Origin of the sequence: Pseudomonas sp. TH07, assembly GCF_016651285.1 — a bacterium.
Taxonomy (GTDB): Bacteria; Pseudomonadota; Gammaproteobacteria; order Pseudomonadales; family Pseudomonadaceae; genus Aquipseudomonas.
On record NZ_JAEKED010000001.1, the window covers coordinates 5120636 to 5139895 of the forward strand.

Genomic DNA, 19260 nt, shown 5'->3' on the forward strand with positions numbered 1-19260 from the left:
CGCCAGGGTTCGCCACCACGAACCCTGGCGTTTTTTATCGCACGGGTGCCTCAAGCGCCGGTCTTTCATCTTCCCTCACGATCACTCCAGCCCTTCCCGGGCGGCGCCTGCGTGTTCGTTGTGCAAATTCTGCAAGTTCCGCTCATGCCACGGGATAGATCCCGTCGCGCGATGGTCAAACTGCCAGTAAACTGCCTTCCACTCCCGAATCATCCTTTTCCAGAGGTTTTGCATGACACTCAGTCCTTTTGCGGGCAAGCCGGCACCAGCTGAATTGTTGGTCGATATCCCGCGACTGGTAACGGCCTATTACACCGGCCAGCCCGATGCTTCGGTTTCTACCCAGCGTGTTGCCTTTGGTACTTCGGGGCACCGTGGCAGCTCGTTCGATCTGAGTTTCAACGAATGGCATGTACTGGCCATCAGTCAGGCCATCTGCCTGTATCGCGAATCCCAGGGTATCGATGGCCCGCTGTTTGTCGGCATCGACACCCATGCGCTGTCCACGCCTGCCGGCGCCAGTGCCCTGGAAGTGCTTGCCGCCAACGGTGTGACGGTCATGATTGCCGCCGGGGATGAGTACACACCCACTCCGGCCGTTTCCCACGCCATCCTGTGCTACAACCGCGGCCGCACTTCGGGCCTGGCGGACGGCATCGTCATCACCCCATCGCACAACCCGCCACAAAGCGGCGGTTACAAGTACAACCCCACCAACGGTGGTCCGGCCGATACCCATATCACCAAGTGGATCGAAGCCAAGGCCAACGAGTTGCTCGCGGCCAAGCTCGCCGGGGTCAAGCGCATCAGCTACGAGCAGGCGCTGAAAGCCGATACCACCCACCGTCACGATTACCTCAACACCTATGTCGCCGACTTGATCAATGTGATCGACATGGATGCCATCCGTGGCGCCAAGCTGCATCTGGGCGTCGATCCACTGGGTGGAGCAGGGGTGCGCTACTGGACGGCAATCGCCGAGCACTATCGCCTGGACCTGGACGTGGTGAACAAGCAGGTCGACCCGACTTTCCGCTTTATGTCGGTGGACTGGGACGGGCAGATCCGCATGGACCCGTCCTCCAGCTACGCAATGCAGGGGCTGATCGGCCTGAAGGATCGCTTCGATGTGGCCTTCGCCTGCGACCCTGACCACGACCGCCACGGCATCGTCACCCCGAGCGGTGGCCTGCTGGCGCCGAATAATTACCTGGCAGTCACCATCGACTACCTGTTTCAAAATCGCCCGCAATGGCGCGCCGATGCCGCCGTTGGCAAGACTGTGGTCAGCAGTGGCCTGATTGACCGGGTTGCCAAGCGCTTGGGCCGCCGTTTGTATGAAGTGCCAGTAGGCTTCAAGTGGTTTGCCGACGGCCTGTTCGATGGCTCGTTGGGTTTTGGCGGCGAAGAAAGCGCCGGCGCCTCATTCCTGCGCAAGGACGGCGGTGTCTGGAGTACTGACAAGGACGGATTGATCCCGGCCTTGCTGGCAGCAGAAATGACCGCCCGTACTGGCCGCGATCCGAGCCAGGCCTACCGTGCCCTTTGTGATGAGCTGGGCGAACCTTTTTCGGTACGGGTCGATGCCAAGGCCAATCCGCAACAGAAAGCCTTGCTCAGTAAGCTTTCGCCGCAGCAGGTCACCTCGACCCAACTGGCTGGTGAAGCAATTGAGCAGATCCTCAGCCACGCGCCGGGTAATGATCAGGCCATCGGCGGGCTCAAGGTCATGACCGCCAACGGCTGGTTCGCCGCGCGACCTTCGGGCACCGAGGACATCTACAAGATCTACGCCGAAAGCTTTATCGGTGATGACCACCTCAAGCAATTGGTGCAGGAAGCTCAGACCCTGGTGGATGGCGCTATCAGCGGCAACTGACAGGCAGGTAAAAAAAGGGCGACCCCAGGGTCGCCCTTTTTTATGGCTTCTGTTTTATCAGGCCAGGTCCACCAGCACGATTTCACTGTCCTCGATCGCCGTCACTCGCAAGACGCTTTCCTCGCCAACCGCCACACCGTCTCGAGCTTGTGCACGCAAGCCGTTGACTTCAATCACCCCGGTAGCGGGCACCAGGTAGGCACGCCGGCCCGGGTCCAGTGCATATTCGGCTGATTCGCCAGCCTTGAGGTTGGCCGCCACCAGGCGCGCATCGGCGCGAATCCGCAGGCTCTGGTCATCACCGTGCTTGCCGCTGGCCAAGGTCACAAACCCTTCGCGCTGGCCTTTGGGGAAAGGCTTGGCGCCCCAGGATGGCGCTGCGCCGGCCTGGTTGGGGATGATCCAGATCTGAAAGATCCGGGTTGGCGTCGATTCCAGGTTGTACTCGCTGTGGGCGATCCCGGTGCCAGCACTCATCACCTGCACGTCGCCGGCTTCGGTCCGGCCTTTATTGCCGAGGTTGTCCTGGTGAGTGATGGCGCCTTCGCGCACATAGGTGATGATTTCCATGTCGCGGTGCGGGTGCTGGGGGAAGCCGGTGCCAGGGGCGATCACGTCATCGTTCCACACCCGCAGGTTGCCCCAGTTCATGCGTGCCGGGTCGTGGTATTCGGCAAACGAAAAGTGGTGGTGAGCATCCAGCCAGCCATGATGGGCGCCGCCCAGGGATGCAAAAGGTCTGAGTTCAAGCATGATCGTCTCCTGTAAGGGATTGGCCGGGTCGCTGCCATAGAGCGCCAATCCCGGTTGATGGCGAGCATCATCTATCAGCCATGCATCGATAAAAAGTGCAAAAAATGCCGTAATCCAATCTATAAATTAGATATTTATACGGGCCCGTTGCTACTGTCGAATCTTCAATTCATCGCTTAAGTGGATGACCTGTAAGCATTTCGCTAGAAGTCAGCGGCAAATGCAGCGACCATAGCCCACACAGCCTCACACCCTGGAGTCAGCGTGCCGCAACACACCCCCGATCTTCCTCCCGAGCTTTTGCCACTGGCCGAAATGCCGCTGTTCAAGCGGCTGGCAGCCAGGTTTTTCGGACATGGCCTTACCCGTCTACGCGCTCAGCATCGGGCTTCCTGGCTGCATGGCCAGGCGGATGGCTTTCGCAGCGGGCATACCGCAGGCGTCGAGTATGGCTATAAGGAGGGCAAGCTCGAAGGCCTCGAGGAGGGCCGTCAGGTGCTGTTGATCCGCGATACGCGCAATACCGAGCACCGTGCTCCTGGCGTAGATGACCTGCTGTTCGATGACTGGCGCCTGCCGCTGAGTACGGAGTTGAAGAAGCGCATCAAGGCCGATGTCGCCCGCTTGCTGCCGGCCCATGCCCAGCCGAGCACCGCGCAGTGGAAGATGATTTTCAGCGATACCCCGTCCACTTCCGTGATCGCCGGCGCCGGGGCGGGCAAATCGACTTCCCTGGTGCTGCGCATCCTGTTGCTGCATCACTACCTGGGCTTTGAGCTCGACTCCTTGACGGTGGTGACCTTTACCCGTGAGTCGCGCAAGGACTTTATCCAGAAACTGATCCAGGTGTTCAGCCTCTGGGGCCTTAGTCTGGGCTTGCGCGACGCGCGGGAAGTGGTGCGCACCTTTCACTCGCGGATCCTGCCGATGGTGCGCAGCCTGCCGGGGTTCGAACGCCTGCAGGCGTTTGAAAATCTCAGTGAGCGTGGGCCGGGCGCGGATGAGGAGGTGGAGAGCAATCCGTTCGACCTGCGCATCAACGACGCCCAACGCCGTCACCTGAATGCCTGCTACCACGTCTTGCATGGCCGCGATGAGCGCTTTCGCCAGGCGATCAAGCCGCTGTTGCGCCATGCCTTGCAGCTCAAGGAGCTGGAGCGCGATCACCCTGATGTGCAAAAGCGCATGGCGGTCACCGAATTGGCCGCCAAGCGCGACGAAGAGCTGTGCGACACCCTGGAAGACCTGTGGTTTCGAGCTGGCGCCTGGCCGATCAAGGGTATCGAGCCCAATCGACAAAGCATCGAAATCAACGGCTCGCGCTTCCATTGCCATGGTTATGCGGCCGAGTTGGATGCTTGGGTGGTGTTGGGCTTCGACCCGCGGGAAAATCCCCAGGTCAGCCGTCCCGGGGCCAAGCTCACAGTGCGCGCGGAATGGGCGGTCAAACGCACCCTGTTTCAAGCTTTCTGCCATAAGCCTTTGATATGGCTTGATTCTTATGATTCAGCAAAGCGCGTCCTGTCGTCATTGGCCGGAGATGCCAGCGCGGGGCCGGGTTTCGACTACAAGGTCAAGGGTGAGCTGGCTTCGGCGCCATTACTGGATTGTTTTGTCGGTGCCGCAGGCTTTATCGAGAACCTCGGGCTGGATGTGTGCGATGCGGTTGGGCGCATGAGCTTTGCCAAGGATGACCCGGATCGGTATTTCTTCGAAGCGCTCAGCCTGTTCTGGCGTGCCCTGGAGGACCATTTGCTGGACCAGTCGCCGCCGATCATGAGCTACAACCGCATGTTCGCCTTATTCAGCGAGCATTCGCCGGAGAACCTCAAGCTGTTGAGCAATGAGCGCCTGCGCCCTTTGTCACATCTGATGATCGACGAATTCCAGGATGTTTCGCCGCAGATCGTGTCCTGGCTTCGCGCTTGCCTGCGGGAAATCCGCAGTCGCGGCCCGGCCATGCACGTAGGGCGCGGCGCCCAGCGGTCGTCCCTGCTCTGTGTGGGCGACGACTGGCAGTCGATCTATGGCTGGCGTGGCAGTTCGCCGAAATACTTCATGGAGTTCAACAAGGAGTTCCCGTCGCCCAGCACCACCCGGGTCATGCTCAGCGAGAATTACCGCAGCCACCAGCACATCATCGACGCCGCTGAACACATTGTCCGGGCGGCGCCGGCGATCAGCGGGAAAAAAGCCAAGGCCAGTGGGGCCGAGCAGGAGTTGCGCCCGGTACAGGTGCTGGACCGCGATGACGCAGGTCTGGGCAAACGCCTGGCCGAGCACTATCAGAAGGGCGATTCAATCTTGATGCTCTTTCGAAAAAGTAGCGATAAGTTATTGATTGAGGAGCATATTAATCAAATAGTTAATGTTGATTCTAGGTTGCCGATCGAAGCCCGCAGGCTTAAGCAACTGACCTATCACAGTTCCAAGGGCTTGCAGGCGGATGCCGTGTTCCTGCTGGGTGATTGTCAACACTTGACCAGCTCGCCCTACAAGAATCAGGTCTATCGCATGGCCGGCCTGGGCAAGGACGGCGACGCCGAGCCCTACGACAGCGCACAGAAGGATGAAATCCTGCGCCTGGCCTATGTCGGTATCACCCGTGCGGTGAAGCACTGCTACTGGTACGTCGATGGGCAGGAATCTGCGGCTGCCAATGCACCCAAGGCGTCTGATCGGGTTGCGCGGGGCAAAGCGTTTTTCAACGATTTGCGTGCATGAAAAAGCCCGCTGCATAAGCGGGCTTTGGTTCAAAAGGTTGGGTAGTCAGGCCTTGAGTGCCAAAGGCGGCGTGAAGGACTCAAGTTCATCTTCCACCGCCTCGATTATTCGCTCGACGTCGGTGGCGTTCATCACGGTGGCGCAGGGGATGCCGGCTATGGCGATCATGGTTTCGCCACTGACGCGATCGAAGAGCCGGGCGATCATGCTGCCGGGCGCATCCATGCTGGCCTCGAAACCCATGGGGTGAAAATGCCAGCGCATCAACTGACATGCGTTGGGAAAGGTGACCTTGCTGACGGAAACTCTATTCATGAGATGCCCACCTGGATCATTGAGCGCTTCCTTTTGCTCGCGGTAGGTAAGGAGGGACCGTCGATGGTCCTTCCTGTGGAGCTTGTAAAAATAGCACCCGCTTGTGACAGTCCGCGGTTTTTTTTCAGGCCGTTTGGCGATTGCCTTGCAGAATTTTGATGCAGGTCATGTCCTCGCGATTTTTGGGCACAATGCCAGTATTCGCGCGACCGGGATTGCCCATTGAAGCCGCCTGCCAACTTCGGCAAGCTCGGTTTTTATTTTGACGAGTGCCCTATGTCCGCCTTTGATGACGGCCCGCAGCAAACCCAGGCCACCGCCGAAACTGTGATGCGCTATCACCTGTGCTGGAAGCACCGGGATCTGGATGGCGTGATGGCGCTTTACCATCCCGAGATTCAATACAACGACTTTTTCCAGAACCGCACCCTGGGCCTGGATCAATTGCGTGAGTACGTGGCCAGCAGCATGCCCCGCGACGCGGACGAAGTCCTGGAGCACAGCGATCGCATCCGGGTGGATGGCAATACCGCGTTTATCCAGTACCAGGTCACGTTGCGTGGCGGCCGCGGCCTGGTGTCATTTCGCGCCAGCGAGGCGATTACCGTGCGTGACGGTCTGATCTGGCGCGTCAATGAATACGCCTCTTTGGTGCACGAGACCCTGCCCGACAAAGCGCGCCACAGCATGCGCCCAGCTGCGAGCCGCCTGGGATTGTCGCCGCGCCAACTGAGCTTCATGGCCGAGGACTTGCAGCAGTATTTCGAGCGGCAACAGCCGTATCTGGATCCTGAGCTGGATTTGCAACGGGTGGCGAAGGAGTGCGGTTACAGCCGCAATCAGATTTCTTACCTGCTCAACCAAGTGCTGGGCCAGAGCTTCTACCGCTATGTGAACCAGGCGCGCTTGCAGCACCTGCTGCTGGCGTTGGACCAGGCGACGCCTCCGCTGCGTGTCGATGAGTTGGCCTTTGCCGCCGGCTTCAATTCGCTGTCGGCGTTCTACAGCTGTTTTCGCCAGCACACCGGCCAGTCGCCCAAGGCTTACGCCAAGCAAATTTCTTTGCGTGCACGCGCGCAAGACAACGCCTGACCCCAGCCACTAGGATCGCCGCTATCGAAAACTCGGTTGCGGAGTTGTTGCATGCCAGCATGGCGCACTATCAGTTTGTGGATGGACCAGCTCGACGAGCCGCTGCTGGCGCGGCCGTCTCTTGAGCAGGATCTGGATGTCGACGTAGCCATCATCGGTGCCGGTTACACCGGGCTGTGGACGGCTTACTACCTCAAGCGCCAGGCGCCGCAGTTGCGCATCGCCATTGTCGAGGCCCAGACCGCCGGCTTCGGTGCCTCAGGGCGCAATGGTGGCTGGCTGATGGGCAATCTGTTGGGGGAGGACAGGTTGCTGGCCGGGTTGTCGAGCGAAGAGCGTCGGGCGTCCTTTGATCTGCTCCACAGTATTCCGGATGAGGTGGCAAACGTCATCGAACGTGAAGCCATCGACTGTGATTACCGCAAGAGCGGGGTGTTGTACTGCGCGGCGCGCTATCCCGAACAGGAAACCAGCCTGCGTCAATACCTGGCCAAGCTGCATGCCCAGGGCCTTACCGATGCCGACTACCACTGGCTCAGCCCTGAGCAACTGGGCCAGCAGGTGCGTATTGCCAATGCCTACGGCGCTATCTATTCCCCTCATTGCGCGACCATCCATCCCGCCAAACTGGTACGTGGCCTGGCGCTGGTGGTTGAAGGCATGGGCGTGCAGATCTACGAAAACAGCCCGGTCACCCATTGGCAGTCTGGCGGGCTGCAAACGGTCAAGGCCCACGTGCGTAGCCGTTGGACGGTACCGGCGGTAGAAGGCTATTCGGTGACCTTGCCGCCCCTGGGCCGTTATCAGATGCCGGTGCAGAGCCTGTTGGTGGCCACCGAGCCGCTGTCCCAGGCACTGTGGGACGAGATCGGCCTGGAGCACGGGCAAGCGTTCAGTGAAAGCAGCCGTCAGGTGACCTACGGCCAGCGCACCCTGGATAACCGCCTGGTGTTCGGTGCCCGTGGCGGATACCGCTTTGCCGGCAAGCTGCGGCATGACTTCACCTTGAGCGACAACGAAGTCGGGTTGCGCCGGTATCTGTTCGGCGAGCTGTTCCCACAGCTGAAGAATGTGCGCATCACCCACTCCTGGGGCGGCAACCTGGGCATGTCCCGCCACTTCAAGCCCCATATGCTCTGCGACCGGCGCCATGGCATTGCCCTGGCCGGTGGCTACGGTGGCGAAGGGGTTGGAGCCAGCAACCTCGGCGGCCGCACCCTGGCCGATCTGATTCTTGAACGCGACAGCCCGCTGGTGCGCCAGCCCTGGGTCATGGCCGACGGTCGTGTGGATGGCTTGCGCCCCTGGGAGCCTGAACCCTGTCGCTGGCTGGGCTACAACGCGATCATTCGCAGTTTTGTCCATGAAGACCAGACCCTGGCCAACCCGGCCAGCCCACCGTGGCGGCGCAAGTTGGCCAGTCGCGTGGCCGGTTTCATGGAAGGTTTCATGCACTGACTGTGCGATTTCCAACCCATAGGTAGAACCATGAGCATCACTCAATTCAAGAACACCGCCACGGCTGTCCTCGATCAATCGAGCCCGGTCGCCGTGCCCCTGGGTAGCCCGGTCGCCGTCACGTCGGTGACCTGCGTCGAGCGTAACGACGGGGTCGAGACCGGCATCTGGGAGTGCACACCGGGGCGCTGGCGGCGGCAGATCGTGGCCCAGGAGTTCTGCCACTTTATTCAAGGCCGCTGCACCTTTACTCCAGACAACGGTGAAACCCTGACCATAGAAGCCGGCGATGCCCTGATGTTGCCGGCCAACAGCACCGGAATCTGGGATATCCAGGAAACCGTGCGCAAGAGCTATGTGTTGATTTTCTGATCCTTTGATCCCTGATCCCTTGATTGCCTGCCAATAAAAATAGCCCATACCCAGGAATCGCCCCATGACCCGCATGACCCCAGCTTCGCTGCTGTTCGCTCCCCTGATGCTTGTCGCTGCACTCGGCCAGGCCGCCGAGACGGTGAAGATCTACAACTGGTCGGACTACATCGCGCCGGACACGATGAAGAATTTCCAGAAGGAAACCGCCGTCGGTTTCAGCTACGACGTCTATGACAGCAACGAAACCCTGGACGGCAAGTTGATGACCGGCACATCCGGGTATGACGTGGTGTTTCCGTCAAACCACTTCATGGCCCGGCAGATCCAGGGTGGCGCCCTGAAAAAGCTCGACAAGGACCAGCTGCCGAACTGGAAGAACCTCAACCCGGTACTGCTCAAGGCCCTGCAAACCAACGACCCGGGCAACGCGCATGGGTTTCCTTACCTGTGGGGCAGCACCGGCATCGGCTACAACATGGCGAAGGTCAAGGCGGTGCTGGGCGACAATGCGCCGGTGGACTCCTGGGACCTGATCTTCAAGCCCGAAAACATGCAGAAGTTGCAGAAGTGCGGGGTGGCGATCCTCGATAACGGTCCCGAGTTGCTCCCCGCAGCCTTGAACTACCTTGGGTTGCCGCACCACAGCCAGAACCCGGCGGATTACAAAAAAGCCGAGGAACTGCTGATGAAAGTTCGGCCTTACATCAGCTACTTCCACTCCTCCAAATACACCAGCGACCTGGCTAACGGTGACATCTGCGTGGCGGTGGGATTCTCCGGCGACATCCTGCAGGCCGAAAGCCGGGCCAAAGAAGCCAAGAATGGCGTGGAAATCGGCTATTCGATTCCCAAGGAGGGCGCAGCCATCTGGTTCGACATGGTGGCGATGCCGGCCGATGCTCCGGATGAGAAGGCGGGTTACGCCTTTATGAACTACCTGCTGCGCCCTGACGTCATGGCCGCTATCAGCAACTACGTGCATTACGCCAACGGTAACCAGCAGGCAGACAGCCTGATCGACCCTGCAATCAAGAACGACACCAAGGTTTATCCGAGCCCGGACATGATGGGCAAACTGTTTGCCCTGGAAGCCATGCCGCTGAACATCGACCGGATCCGTACCCGGCTGTGGAACAAGATCCGCACCGGCAGTTGAGGGCGGCGGGCGAGTTGAGCAGGAGTGCCGAACCTGCCCTTGGATCCTGGCGTCCACGCGCGGCTCGGCAGCGGCTACAACCTTCTGTAGCCGCTGCCGCAGGCTGCGCTGGCCCTCGGCAGCGCCCTAACGACTCCAGGGCTTGCACCACGGACGGCGACTGCCTCAGCTCAGTTGTGCATTTTCCGGCAACAGCGCACCACCATCGACAACCAGGGTTTGCCCAGTGATATAGCCGGCGTTGCGCGACGCCAGAAACAGCATGGCGTAGGCAATGTCCTCGGGGCTGCCCAGGCGCTTGAGCGGGATATGCTCGGCCAACTCCGGAGAGTCACCGAGGTTGGCCATGGCCTGGGTGGCAATCAGGCCGGGCTCGACCCCATTGACCGTGATTCCATATTCGGCCAGTTCCAGCGCCGCGCTGCGGATAAAACCGTTGACCCCGGCCTTGGACGCGGCGTAGTGGGCCAGCCCGGGAATCGCCGTGCGTGGGCCGGTGACCGAGGAGGTGATGACGATGCGCGGGTGCTGGGCGAGGCGCAGCGTTGGCAAAGCGGCCTGGGTCAGCCAGAAGCAGCTCTTGAGGTTGACCGCCAGGGTCTGCTCCAGGGTGTCATCGCTCAGGTCGATCAGCTTCTGCATCGGAAACACGCCGGCGTTGTGCAGCAGCAGGTCCAGTCCGCCAAAGGTTTCAAGGGTGGCCTCTACCGCCCGATTGGCGGCGCTGCGACTGCCGAGGTCGACCGTCAGCAACTCGGCCTGGCCCCCAGCCTCGCGTATCAGGCGCAGGGTTTGTTCACCGCTGTCCCGGGAGCGGGTCGCCAGCATGACCTTGGCCCCCTGTGCTGCAAACACCTGAGCAATCGCCCGGCCAATGCCCTGGCCGGCACCGGTGACCAGGGCGATACGTCCTGTCAGGTCCTGGCTCATGAAACAGCTCCCTGAAGGTTGGGCTGGGCAAGGACCTGGCTCAGGCACTGGTCCAGCAAGCGATTGTGCAGGTCGACGTCCTGCGCGGTGGTGGCCGGGCACATCAGGGCCATGTTGTGGAAGGGCGTCAGCAACACCCCACGGTTCAGCAGGTACAGGTGCAGGTAGGCCTCGATCAACCCATGGCGCGCGTGATGGGCTTCGCCGCCATTGCGCGGGGCGTGGTCCATAAACAGGTATTCGACCCGCGCGCCGATGCGAGTCACATGCCAGGGCAGGCGATGGGTGTCGATGATGCGCTGGACCCCCTCACGCAGCCGCTCGGCCAGCGTGATCATGTGGGCATAGTTGGCCTCGGTCATCACGTCGCTAAAGGTCGCGCGCATGGCGGCCATTTGCAGGGCGTTGCCGGCCAGGGTGCCACCGAAGCCGAAATGGTTGATCGCCTGTCCCGGCTGGAAATGCGGCAGCACCCGCCAGATCCGCTCGGCCATGGCCTGGCTGCAGCCCCATACCGCAGCGGGAATACCGCCAGCGATGCATTTGCCGAGCACAAAGAAGTCCGCCTGCAAGCCGTGTTCGACGCTGTAGCCGCCAGGGCCGCAGGAGATGGTGTGGGTTTCATCGATGATCAGCGGCACATCGAAGCGTCGTGTCAGTGCTCGCAGGCCATCGTGAAAGCCAGGGGCCGGCGGCACCATGCCGACGTTGGTCATGAAGGGTTCGGTCAGTACCGCGGCCACGTCACCCTGGGCCAGGGCGGCTTCGAGGGCGGCCAGGTCATTGAATTCCACCAGGCGTGTGGTGGTGTCATGTTTGATTCCGTTGGCGTGCACCCCTTCGCGAGTAATCATCTGTCCGGCGCTGTCGAACTCCACCTGGGACTCGTCGACGCTGCCGTGGTAATTGCAGTTGAACACCAGTACCTTTTCGCGACCGGTGATCATCCGGCACAGGCGCAGGACGAAGCGATTGGCGTCTGTGGCCGATGTCGTGACCTGCCAGTAAGGCAGGCCGAAGCGGCGCACCAGTTCCTGGCCGACCCACAGGCTATCGGCAGTGGGCAGCATCAGGGTCGAGCCGTGGAGCGCCTGATGGCCAATGGCTTTGGCGACCGCCGGCTGACTGTGACCAAACATGGCGCCGGTATCGCCCAGGGCGAAGTCGACATAGGTGTGCCCGTCGCAGTCGGTCAGGGTCGCGCCCTGGGCATCGGCGACCAGGATCGGATATAGCCCCGGCCATTGCTGCATCCAGTGCAGGGGAGCGCCGTACAGCCAATGCTTGAGGTTTTCCTGGTAGTACTCGCCGGAACGGGGATGGCGTTCGGCGAATTGTCGCAGCTCGGTTTGGTAGCAACTGGCGACACGTTCGAGATCAAGGCCGAGGGTCATGGGTAACGCTCCAGTTTAAAGGGGGCTTAACGGTATTCGGTGCGATTGAGCACGTAGGCGAGGGCGCCCACCGGGAAGTTGGCGGCGCTGCTGAAGTCGTCGCCCTGGTAGCCGAAGATCTTGCCGTCGGTCTTGCCGGCTGCCAGGTCAATCAATACCAGGCCCAGGGTGGGGACGATCTTTTCCCGCCAGACAAACAGGTAGAGCTGATCGGCGACCTTGTAGTAGTGGCAGCGGTCGGTATCCGCCAGCCCCTGTTCAACGCCTTCCAGGCACTGCCAGCTGTAGAAGTTCGAGTTCAGGTACACATGTTCATAGGCTTCGGTGGCGCTGTAGATGTACTGGTTGCGCAGGCCAACCAGCTCCAGGGTCGGCGCGTGTCGAGGGGTATCGGGGGTGAAGGGCAAGTCGATGCTGCCATGCAGGAACTGCGCGCTGACCGCCGTCAGCTCCCGGCCGGATAACGCGCGGCTGAACAGGTCGACTGCGGCTTCGGCCTGGGTCGGCATTTGCCCGATCACGGCGGTGAATAGGTTGTGCATCAAGTCCAGCACCAGGCTGACCGAGTGGGTCCGGCCGTCTTCCAGCTTGAGAAAGTCCACCAGGTAGATGCCCGGCCGGATTGAGCTGGCGCGATAGGGCGCATCGCCGCTGGCGTCGTTATCAGCGGTTTGCCAGTGCAGGGTCTCGGCGCCGAATTGGTGCTCGATCAGCCAGCCGTTGGCGAAGTGCAGCGTGAGGCTACGGCCCTTCAGGTCATCGAGTGCCGGAAGGATGTGGTTGTCGCTGGCAAAGCCATCGGCCAGGGCGCCGACGGTGATCCATTCTGGTTGTGTGTGGGTGGTCATGGGCTGGGTCTTGTCGGTTGAGGGAAGACTCCATAGTCATCCCGTCGACCCGCGTCGCCCATCAACCGGATGGTTGAGTTCTAGAGGAATAGCACCTTGACCAGCTCGGTGCGGTTGCCGACAGCGGCTTTGCGAAACAGGTTGATCAGGTGAGTCTTGACCGTCGGCAGGCCCAAGCCCAGGTGCTGGGCAATGACTTTGTTGCTGGCGCCTTCGCGCAGCAGCCAGGCGATTTCCTGCTCCCTCGGGGTGAGTGCGGCCAGGCGTTGGTCGGATTGGGAGTAGGGCGCCTGGGCGGCGATTTCCAGCAGCCCCTGCAGGGCGTGCAGGGTTGTCAGCTCATCAGGGCTGAAACGTCCGAGGCTGGCATCACGCAGCAGCGACAAGCCGGCAATCGGCCGCTGACCGTCGCTGGCCAGGATCTCCACCACATCGCACACCCCGTTGCGTTGTAAAAAGCCCTGGTAGACCTCGGTCTCGTGACGGCCCTGTTGGGCCATGCCCATGTGCAGCGACAGCACCGGGCGGCCTGCCGCGGCGCAGTTGCGGGGCCGCAACGGGTCGTAGTGACGGTAGCGTTGCAGGTAAGCGTCGTGCATGTGCGGGGTCATGCGATGCAGCGAAAAGTGTTGGGCCTGCAGTTGCTCGTCAATGCGATAGAACGCACAGAGGGTGGCCGGCACGACCTGGGTAAATGCCCGGATACAGCGCTGGCCGAGTTCGAGGGCATCGGGCAGGGCGGGTGACTGGCTCATCGATGACTCCTTGGATTGAGGCAACCACTCAAAGGGTCGATAAGGCCCGAAGGGGCCTTATCGAGCGCAGCAACCACTGGGTAGCGTCAGCGGCGCGCCTGGGACAGGCCCAGTTCCAGGGCATTGACGATCACGTCGATCTGCTCCTGCTGTATCACCAGAGGTGGCGAGAGAATGATCTTGGTCCCCACCGGGCGCACCATGACGCCGTTGTCGCGGGCGATCTGTGCCACCTGGTTGGCGTAGCCACTCATGGGGTCGATTGGCTCGCGGGTGGTTTTATCGGCCACCAGGTCGAGGGCGACCATCAGACCCTTGCCGCGTACTTCGCCGACACTGTCAAAGCGTTCGGCAAAGGGCTGCAGGCGCTTGAGCATGTAGTCGCCCATTTTCGCGGCATTGGCCGGCAAATCATCCTTGACCACGATATCCAGGCAGGCCAGGGCCGCGGCACAGGCCACCGGGTGTCCGGAGTAGGTGTAGCCATGCATGATGGCGCCGGTGAAGTTGCTGTTCTTCTCGAACGCCGCTTCGACCCGTTCGTTGACCACGGTGGCGCCCAGGGGGATGTAGCCCGAGGTGATGCCCTTGGCCAAACACATGATGTCGGGTTTTACGCCCCACAGGCGGCTGCCGAACATCGAGCCGCTGCGGCCGAAACCGGTCACCACCTCGTCGGCGATCAGCAGCACGCCATACTTGTCACACACCTCACGGATCAGCGGCCAGTAGTTGGCGGGCGGCACGATGACGCCGCCGGCGCCCTGAATCGGCTCGGCGATAAAGGCCGCGACGGTGTCGGGGCTCTGGAACTGGATTTCACGTTCGAGAATGTCGGCGCAGATCTTGCCGAGTTCTTCCGGGTCCTGGCTGTAGGGGTTGCGGTACAGCCATGGGGTGTCGACATGGAAGCAGCCTGGCAGCAGCGGCTCGTAGTTGCGACGGAACACGGTGTTGCCATTGACCGAGGCGCCACCAAAGTGGGTGCCGTGGTAGCCCTGGCGCAGGGAGATGAACTTGGTGCGATCGGCCTGGCCTTCGAGTTTCCAGTATTGGCGGGCCAGCTTCAGGGCGGTTTCGATGGCGTCCGAACCGCCACTGCTGAACGCCACGCGGCGCATCCCTTCGGGCTCCAGCAGGTTCATCACCACTCGCGACAGCTCTTCGGCACGAGGGTGGCTGACGCCGTCGAACAACTGGAAATACTCCAGCTCATCCAGCTGCGCGGTGATCGCCGCTTTCACTTCCTTGCGGTTGTGGCCGACGTTGACGTTCCACAACCCGGCAACGCCATCCACCAGTTGGTGGCCCTTGTCGTCATACACATAGCAGCCATCGCCACGGACAATACGAATCGGCTCGCGTTGCTTCATTTCGTTGGGGTGCAGCATGGGGTGCCAGAAGCGGCTTTGTTCGCTCACGTTGAGTCTCCTGATAACGCACGGACAGCGTGGGTCTATTAGTGCGTCATTTATACCCCTGGCGCTTGCCTCTGTGTGCCAGGGTTCTTGATCGTCACTGCCAGACTGATGCAAGGCATGACGCCGCGCGCAGCGATCATTGGTGACGGATTGTGCAGGGCATCGATGGGCTGGCAGCCAGTGCCAAGTTTCCCGGCAGCCAGGATCAAGACGACGTTCGGCTTTGCGCTCAGAGTCTGTCTCGAACTAGGTCTATTTCCGAGGATTCCAGATGAGCGTTGCCATCGACCCACGTGTCGCTGCATTTATAGACAGTCAGCATGGACTGCTGATTGACGGTCACAGCCAGCCAGCGCTATCCGGTGCGCAGATGCCGGTCTTCAACCCCGCCACCGGCGAGGAGCTGACCCGGGTGGCCGCGGCTGCCGCGGCGGATGTCGACCTCGCCGTTGCCGCTGCGCGCCGGGCCTTCTGCGGCAGTTGGGCAGCGCAACGCCCGGCCGACCGTGAGCGTCTGCTGCTGAAACTGGCCGACCTTCTAGAGGCCAACGGCGAACACCTGGCCCAGCTCGAAACCCTCAACAACGGCCAGTCGATCCACCTTGCCCGCGCCCTGGAAGTCGGCGCCGCAGCGGAATTCACCCGTTATATGGCGGGCTGGGCGACCAAGATCGAGGGCAAGAGCCTGGACGTTTCGATCGCCGCGGTGCCCGGAGCCAAGTACCGCGCCTATACGGTGCCGGAGCCGGTGGGGGTGGTGGGGGCCATCGTGCCGTGGAATTTCCCGTTGCTGATGGCGATCTGGAAGATCGTCCCGGCATTGGCCTGTGGCTGCACGGTGGTGCTCAAGCCGGCGGACGAAACACCGTTGACGGCCTTGCGCCTGGGGCAGCTGTGCCTGGAAGCAGGCATCCCTGAAGGCGTGGTGAACGTGGTGACCGGTACTGGCGCCGTAGCCGGTGCCGCGTTGGCCGGGCACCCGGGGATCGACAAAGTGGCGTTCACTGGCTCGACCCAGATCGGCAAGGTCATCGGGCATGCCGCAGTCGACAACATGACTCGTTTTTCCCTGGAGCTGGGCGGTAAATCCCCGGTGATCGTGCTCGATGATTGCTCTCCCGAGGTGGCGGCCGCCGGCGCAGCAGGGGCCATCTTCTTCAATCAGGGCCAGGTGTGCACCGCAGGGTCGCGCCTCTATATCCAGCGCGCGATCTTCGACCAGGTGCTGGAGCGGCTGGCGACCATCGCTGGTGGGCTGAACATTGGCCCGGGGCTGGATGAACAGGCACAGATCAACCCGCTGATTTCGGCAAAACAGCAAAAACGCGTGCTGGGCATGATCGAGCGTGGTGTGGCCGAAGGTGCGCGGGTGGTTTGTGGTGGCGTTGCCCATGGCGAGCAGGGCTTCTACGTGCGCCCGACAGTGCTGACCGATGTCACTGCCGATATGCAGGTGGTGCGTGAGGAGATCTTCGGTCCGGTGGTGGTGGCCACCCCGTTCGACAGCCTGGATGAAGTGGTCGAGTTGGCCAACGACAATCAATACGGGCTGGGGGCGAGCATCTGGTCCAACGACCTGGCCAAGGTCATGGCCCTGATTCCGCGAATCAAGGCCGGTACGGTCTGGGTAAATACCCACAATATGCTCGATCCGTCGATGCCGTTCGGCGGTTACAAGCAATCGGGCATCGGTCGCGAGATGGGCCATGCGGCGATCGAGGCGTATACCGAGAACAAGTCGGTATGCATCGCCTACTGATTGGCTGCTGGCCTCGTCAGTTCGACGATGGAGACGTCGATGGCCCTGTTGCACGACAGTGCCTGCTCGGGTAGTCGAGCAGGTTCCGTTCAAGCTGCGTCAGACAGCAAAGCAATTCGCGCACCTTCGGGTGCGCCCTTGAAATGCCTAAAACAACAATCACTAACGCATGCTTTCGAGGTCCAGAACCATGTCATTCAACGACAAACTCACCCGACACCTGAACCAGGGCGTGGTCGGTTTCCCCACGGCGCTGGCCAGTGCGGTCGGCCTGATCATGGCCAGCCCGGTGATCCTCACCGCCACCACCGGCTTCGGCCTGGGCGGCGGCGCCTTTGCCGTGGCCATGGTAATCGCCATGGTGATGATGCTCGCCCAGTCGACCACCTTCGCCGAAGCCGCGTGCCTGCTACCCACCAACGGTTCGGTGTATGACTACCTGGCCTGTGGCCTGGGACGGTTTTTTGCCATCACCGGGACGATTTCCGCCTACCTGATCGTGCATGTGTTTGCCGGCACGGCGGAAACCATCCTCAGCGGCATCATGGCCCTGGTCAACTTCGAGTCACTCAACACCATGCTCGAGCAAAGCGGCAGCGCCTGGCTGGTCGGGGTCGGGCTGGTGATTTTCTTCGGCTTGCTGAATGCCGTGGGCATCACCGCGTTCAGCCGCGCCGAGGTGATCCTGACCTTCGGCATGTGGACCACCCTGATCATCTTTGGCGTGGTTGGAGTGATCAAGGCACCGGCAGTGGAGCTCAATGGCTGGTTTGGCGAGTCCATGGTCGGCACCGACCTGCCGACGATCCTGTCACTGGTGGGCATGGCGATGTTCATGTTCGTCGGCTGCGAGTTCGTCACGCCCCTGACCCCGGATGTGCGCAAGGCGGCCAAGACCATTCCACGAGCCATGGCCCTGGGCCTGGTGGGTGTGGCCACGTGCATGTTCATCTACGGTTCGGCGATGAAACGCCAGGTGGCCAATATCCCCCTTACCGCAGACGGCAGCGTGCATTTGCTGGATACGCCCATGGCCATCCCGCAGTTCGCCGAGCAGATCATGGGACCCTTCGGGCGTATCTGGTTGGGTGTCGGCCTGCTGTTCGCCGGTGCTGCGACGATCAATACCCTGATGGCCGGCCTGCCACGGATTCTCTACGGCATGGCCCTGGATGGCGCCTTGCCCAAAGTCTTTACCTACCTGCATCCGCGCTTCAAGACGCCGTTGCTGTGCATTGCCGTGGCGGTCTTGATTCCGTGCCTGCACGCCTGGTGGCTGGGTGGCAGTACCGACAACATCATGCACCTGGTACTGGCGGCGGTTTGCGCCTGGAGTACGGCTTACCTGCTGGTCACGCTGTCGGTGGTGGTGTTGCGCATTCGTCGGCCGGACTTGCCACGGGCCTACAAGTCGCCGTGGTTCCCGCTGCCGCAGATCGTCTCTTCGGTGGGCATTCTGCTGGGCATGTGGTTTATCACCCCGCCGGGCATGAATCCGCGTGATATCTATGTGCCATTTGGCAGCATGCTCGGCCTGACGGCGGTCTATGCCCTGGTCTGGACCGTGTTTGTGCAAAAGGTCAATCCATTCCGCCCGGTGCCGGTGGAAGAGGTGCTGGAGAAAGCGTTCAACCTGCAATCAGAGGTGCACAACGCGCCGGGAGCGATGCCTGATGAACAGTTCAAGCTGGCTGCAAAACCTCTCTGATGTCTGGGACCGGCCGCCCTCCGGCTATCGCCCGGGCGTTACCCTGGGGCAACTGCGGCGTGATCTCGCAGGTCTGGAATGTGAGGTCGCAAGCCCGACTCGGGTGCAATTCAGCACGGGCGACCTGGAGTTTGAGGTGCAGGAGCGGGCCCAGGCCCAGTTGCTGATGCACATCGTGGTGTGCGAGTTCGTGCTGCGGGTGCCCAGTCAGCAGACCGAGGCAACGAAAATCGTGCTGCGCCACACCGGGGCGATCCGTCGCCAGGGTGTGGCTGCGCGGCTGAGGGAGGGTTCTGCGCAGGCGATGGCACCACTGCTGGAGCGCTTGCACGCCGATGCGCCCTTGCTCGCTGCGCTGCTGCCCCTGGACTTCAAGCGTCTGGAGCTGCAACGCGACGCGCAGGGCTGGCAGGTACGCCTGGAACACTTCGGTGCCAGTGAAGTGGTCAATCGTCTGCCCGGGTTTCGTCGCTACATCCGCCTGACCCACGAGCAGCGCGCCGCGTTGCTGGCCACCTTCACCCGGTTGTACAGCCTTCTAGGAGAGTTCTGACAACCATAACCGTCTCTGCTGGCATACGCCGTGCTTAAGCCATAACAAACTATCCATGGTGCCAAGGTTCCTTGCCTGGCAAATAGATAACATGTTAATGATATCGCCATAACAACAAAGGCGGTCTCAACCGGCTTCTG

The 19260-nt window shown here is 61.4% G+C and carries 16 protein-coding genes; 9 read left to right on the forward strand and 7 right to left on the reverse strand.

Annotated features, from left to right (window positions below):
- The first annotated feature begins 232 nt into the window (after positions 1-232).
- Positions 233-1879, forward strand: a complete 1647-nt coding sequence (gene pgm, locus JFU57_RS23380) for a phosphoglucomutase (alpha-D-glucose-1,6-bisphosphate-dependent) (protein WP_201130920.1) — start codon at positions 233-235, stop codon at positions 1877-1879.
- A 57-nt stretch (positions 1880-1936) separates the two neighbouring features.
- On the opposite strand, the gene JFU57_RS23385 is transcribed toward pgm, so the two are convergent.
- Positions 1937-2632, reverse strand: a complete 696-nt coding sequence (locus JFU57_RS23385) for a pirin family protein (RefSeq protein ID WP_201130921.1) — start codon at positions 2630-2632, stop codon at positions 1937-1939.
- Positions 2633-2896: 264 nt separating this feature from the next.
- On the opposite strand from JFU57_RS23385, the gene JFU57_RS23390 reads away from it, so the two are divergent.
- Positions 2897-5356 carry a UvrD-helicase domain-containing protein gene (locus JFU57_RS23390; protein ID WP_201130922.1) on the forward strand — a complete coding sequence of 820 codons (2460 nt, stop codon included), beginning with the start codon at positions 2897-2899 and terminating at the stop codon, positions 5354-5356.
- A gap of 45 nt (positions 5357-5401) precedes the next feature.
- Here JFU57_RS23390 and JFU57_RS23395 read toward each other — a convergent pair whose 3' ends face one another.
- Entirely contained in the window at positions 5402-5671 is a 270-nt protein-coding gene (locus JFU57_RS23395) for a DUF1652 domain-containing protein (RefSeq protein WP_078473444.1), read from the reverse strand.
- Positions 5672-5947: 276 nt separating this feature from the next.
- Here JFU57_RS23395 and JFU57_RS23400 point away from each other — a divergent pair, with 276 nt between their 5' ends.
- From JFU57_RS23400 to JFU57_RS23415, 4 genes are all read left to right on the forward strand, one after another.
- Entirely contained in the window at positions 5948-6763 is an 816-nt protein-coding gene (locus JFU57_RS23400; RefSeq protein ID WP_201130923.1) for a helix-turn-helix domain-containing protein, read from the forward strand.
- A gap of 51 nt (positions 6764-6814) precedes the next feature.
- Positions 6815-8221, forward strand: coding sequence for an NAD(P)/FAD-dependent oxidoreductase (locus JFU57_RS23405; protein WP_201130924.1), 1407 nt, complete (start codon positions 6815-6817; stop codon positions 8219-8221).
- A 30-nt stretch (positions 8222-8251) separates the two neighbouring features.
- The gene (locus JFU57_RS23410; RefSeq protein WP_078473442.1) at positions 8252-8593 is read left to right on the forward strand and encodes a cupin domain-containing protein; all 342 of its coding nucleotides are present in this window, start codon (positions 8252-8254) and stop codon (positions 8591-8593) included.
- A 73-nt stretch (positions 8594-8666) separates the two neighbouring features.
- Positions 8667-9752: a polyamine ABC transporter substrate-binding protein gene (locus JFU57_RS23415; protein WP_201132180.1), complete on the forward strand. Its 1086-nt coding sequence runs from the start codon at positions 8667-8669 to the stop codon at positions 9750-9752.
- A 165-nt stretch (positions 9753-9917) separates the two neighbouring features.
- Here JFU57_RS23415 and JFU57_RS23420 read toward each other — a convergent pair whose 3' ends face one another.
- The 5 genes from JFU57_RS23420 to JFU57_RS23440 form a co-directional block, all read right to left on the reverse strand.
- Positions 9918-10682: an SDR family oxidoreductase gene (locus JFU57_RS23420; protein ID WP_201130925.1), complete on the reverse strand. Its 765-nt coding sequence runs from the start codon at positions 10680-10682 to the stop codon at positions 9918-9920.
- On the reverse strand, positions 10679-12076 hold the full coding sequence (locus tag JFU57_RS23425; RefSeq protein WP_201130926.1) for an aspartate aminotransferase family protein: 1398 nt from the start codon (positions 12074-12076) through the stop codon (positions 10679-10681). The genes JFU57_RS23420 and JFU57_RS23425 overlap by 4 nt, the downstream gene beginning before the upstream one ends.
- A 26-nt stretch (positions 12077-12102) precedes the next feature.
- Complete coding sequence (locus tag JFU57_RS23430) at positions 12103-12924, reverse strand: molybdenum cofactor biosynthesis F family protein (RefSeq protein ID WP_078473439.1); 822 nt, start codon at positions 12922-12924, stop codon at positions 12103-12105.
- A gap of 80 nt (positions 12925-13004) precedes the next feature.
- Positions 13005-13679 carry a helix-turn-helix transcriptional regulator gene (locus JFU57_RS23435; protein WP_078473438.1) on the reverse strand — a complete coding sequence of 225 codons (675 nt, stop codon included), beginning with the start codon at positions 13677-13679 and terminating at the stop codon, positions 13005-13007.
- Positions 13680-13765: 86 nt separating this feature from the next.
- Positions 13766-15100 carry an aminotransferase class III-fold pyridoxal phosphate-dependent enzyme gene (locus JFU57_RS23440; RefSeq protein WP_201130927.1) on the reverse strand — a complete coding sequence of 445 codons (1335 nt, stop codon included), beginning with the start codon at positions 15098-15100 and terminating at the stop codon, positions 13766-13768.
- Positions 15101-15371: 271 nt separating this feature from the next.
- Here JFU57_RS23440 and JFU57_RS23445 point away from each other — a divergent pair, with 271 nt between their 5' ends.
- The 3 genes from JFU57_RS23445 (at position 15372) to JFU57_RS23455 (ending at position 19120) form a co-directional block, all read left to right on the forward strand.
- On the forward strand, positions 15372-16859 hold the full coding sequence (locus JFU57_RS23445) for an aldehyde dehydrogenase family protein (protein WP_078473436.1): 1488 nt from the start codon (positions 15372-15374) through the stop codon (positions 16857-16859).
- A 190-nt stretch (positions 16860-17049) separates the two neighbouring features.
- Entirely contained in the window at positions 17050-18567 is a 1518-nt protein-coding gene (locus tag JFU57_RS23450) for an APC family permease (RefSeq protein ID WP_201130928.1), read from the forward strand.
- Positions 18533-19120 carry a DUF3156 family protein gene (locus JFU57_RS23455; RefSeq protein WP_201130929.1) on the forward strand — a complete coding sequence of 196 codons (588 nt, stop codon included), beginning with the start codon at positions 18533-18535 and terminating at the stop codon, positions 19118-19120. Before JFU57_RS23450 ends, JFU57_RS23455 begins: the two co-directional genes overlap by 35 nt.
- The last annotated feature ends 140 nt before the right edge of the window (positions 19121-19260 follow it).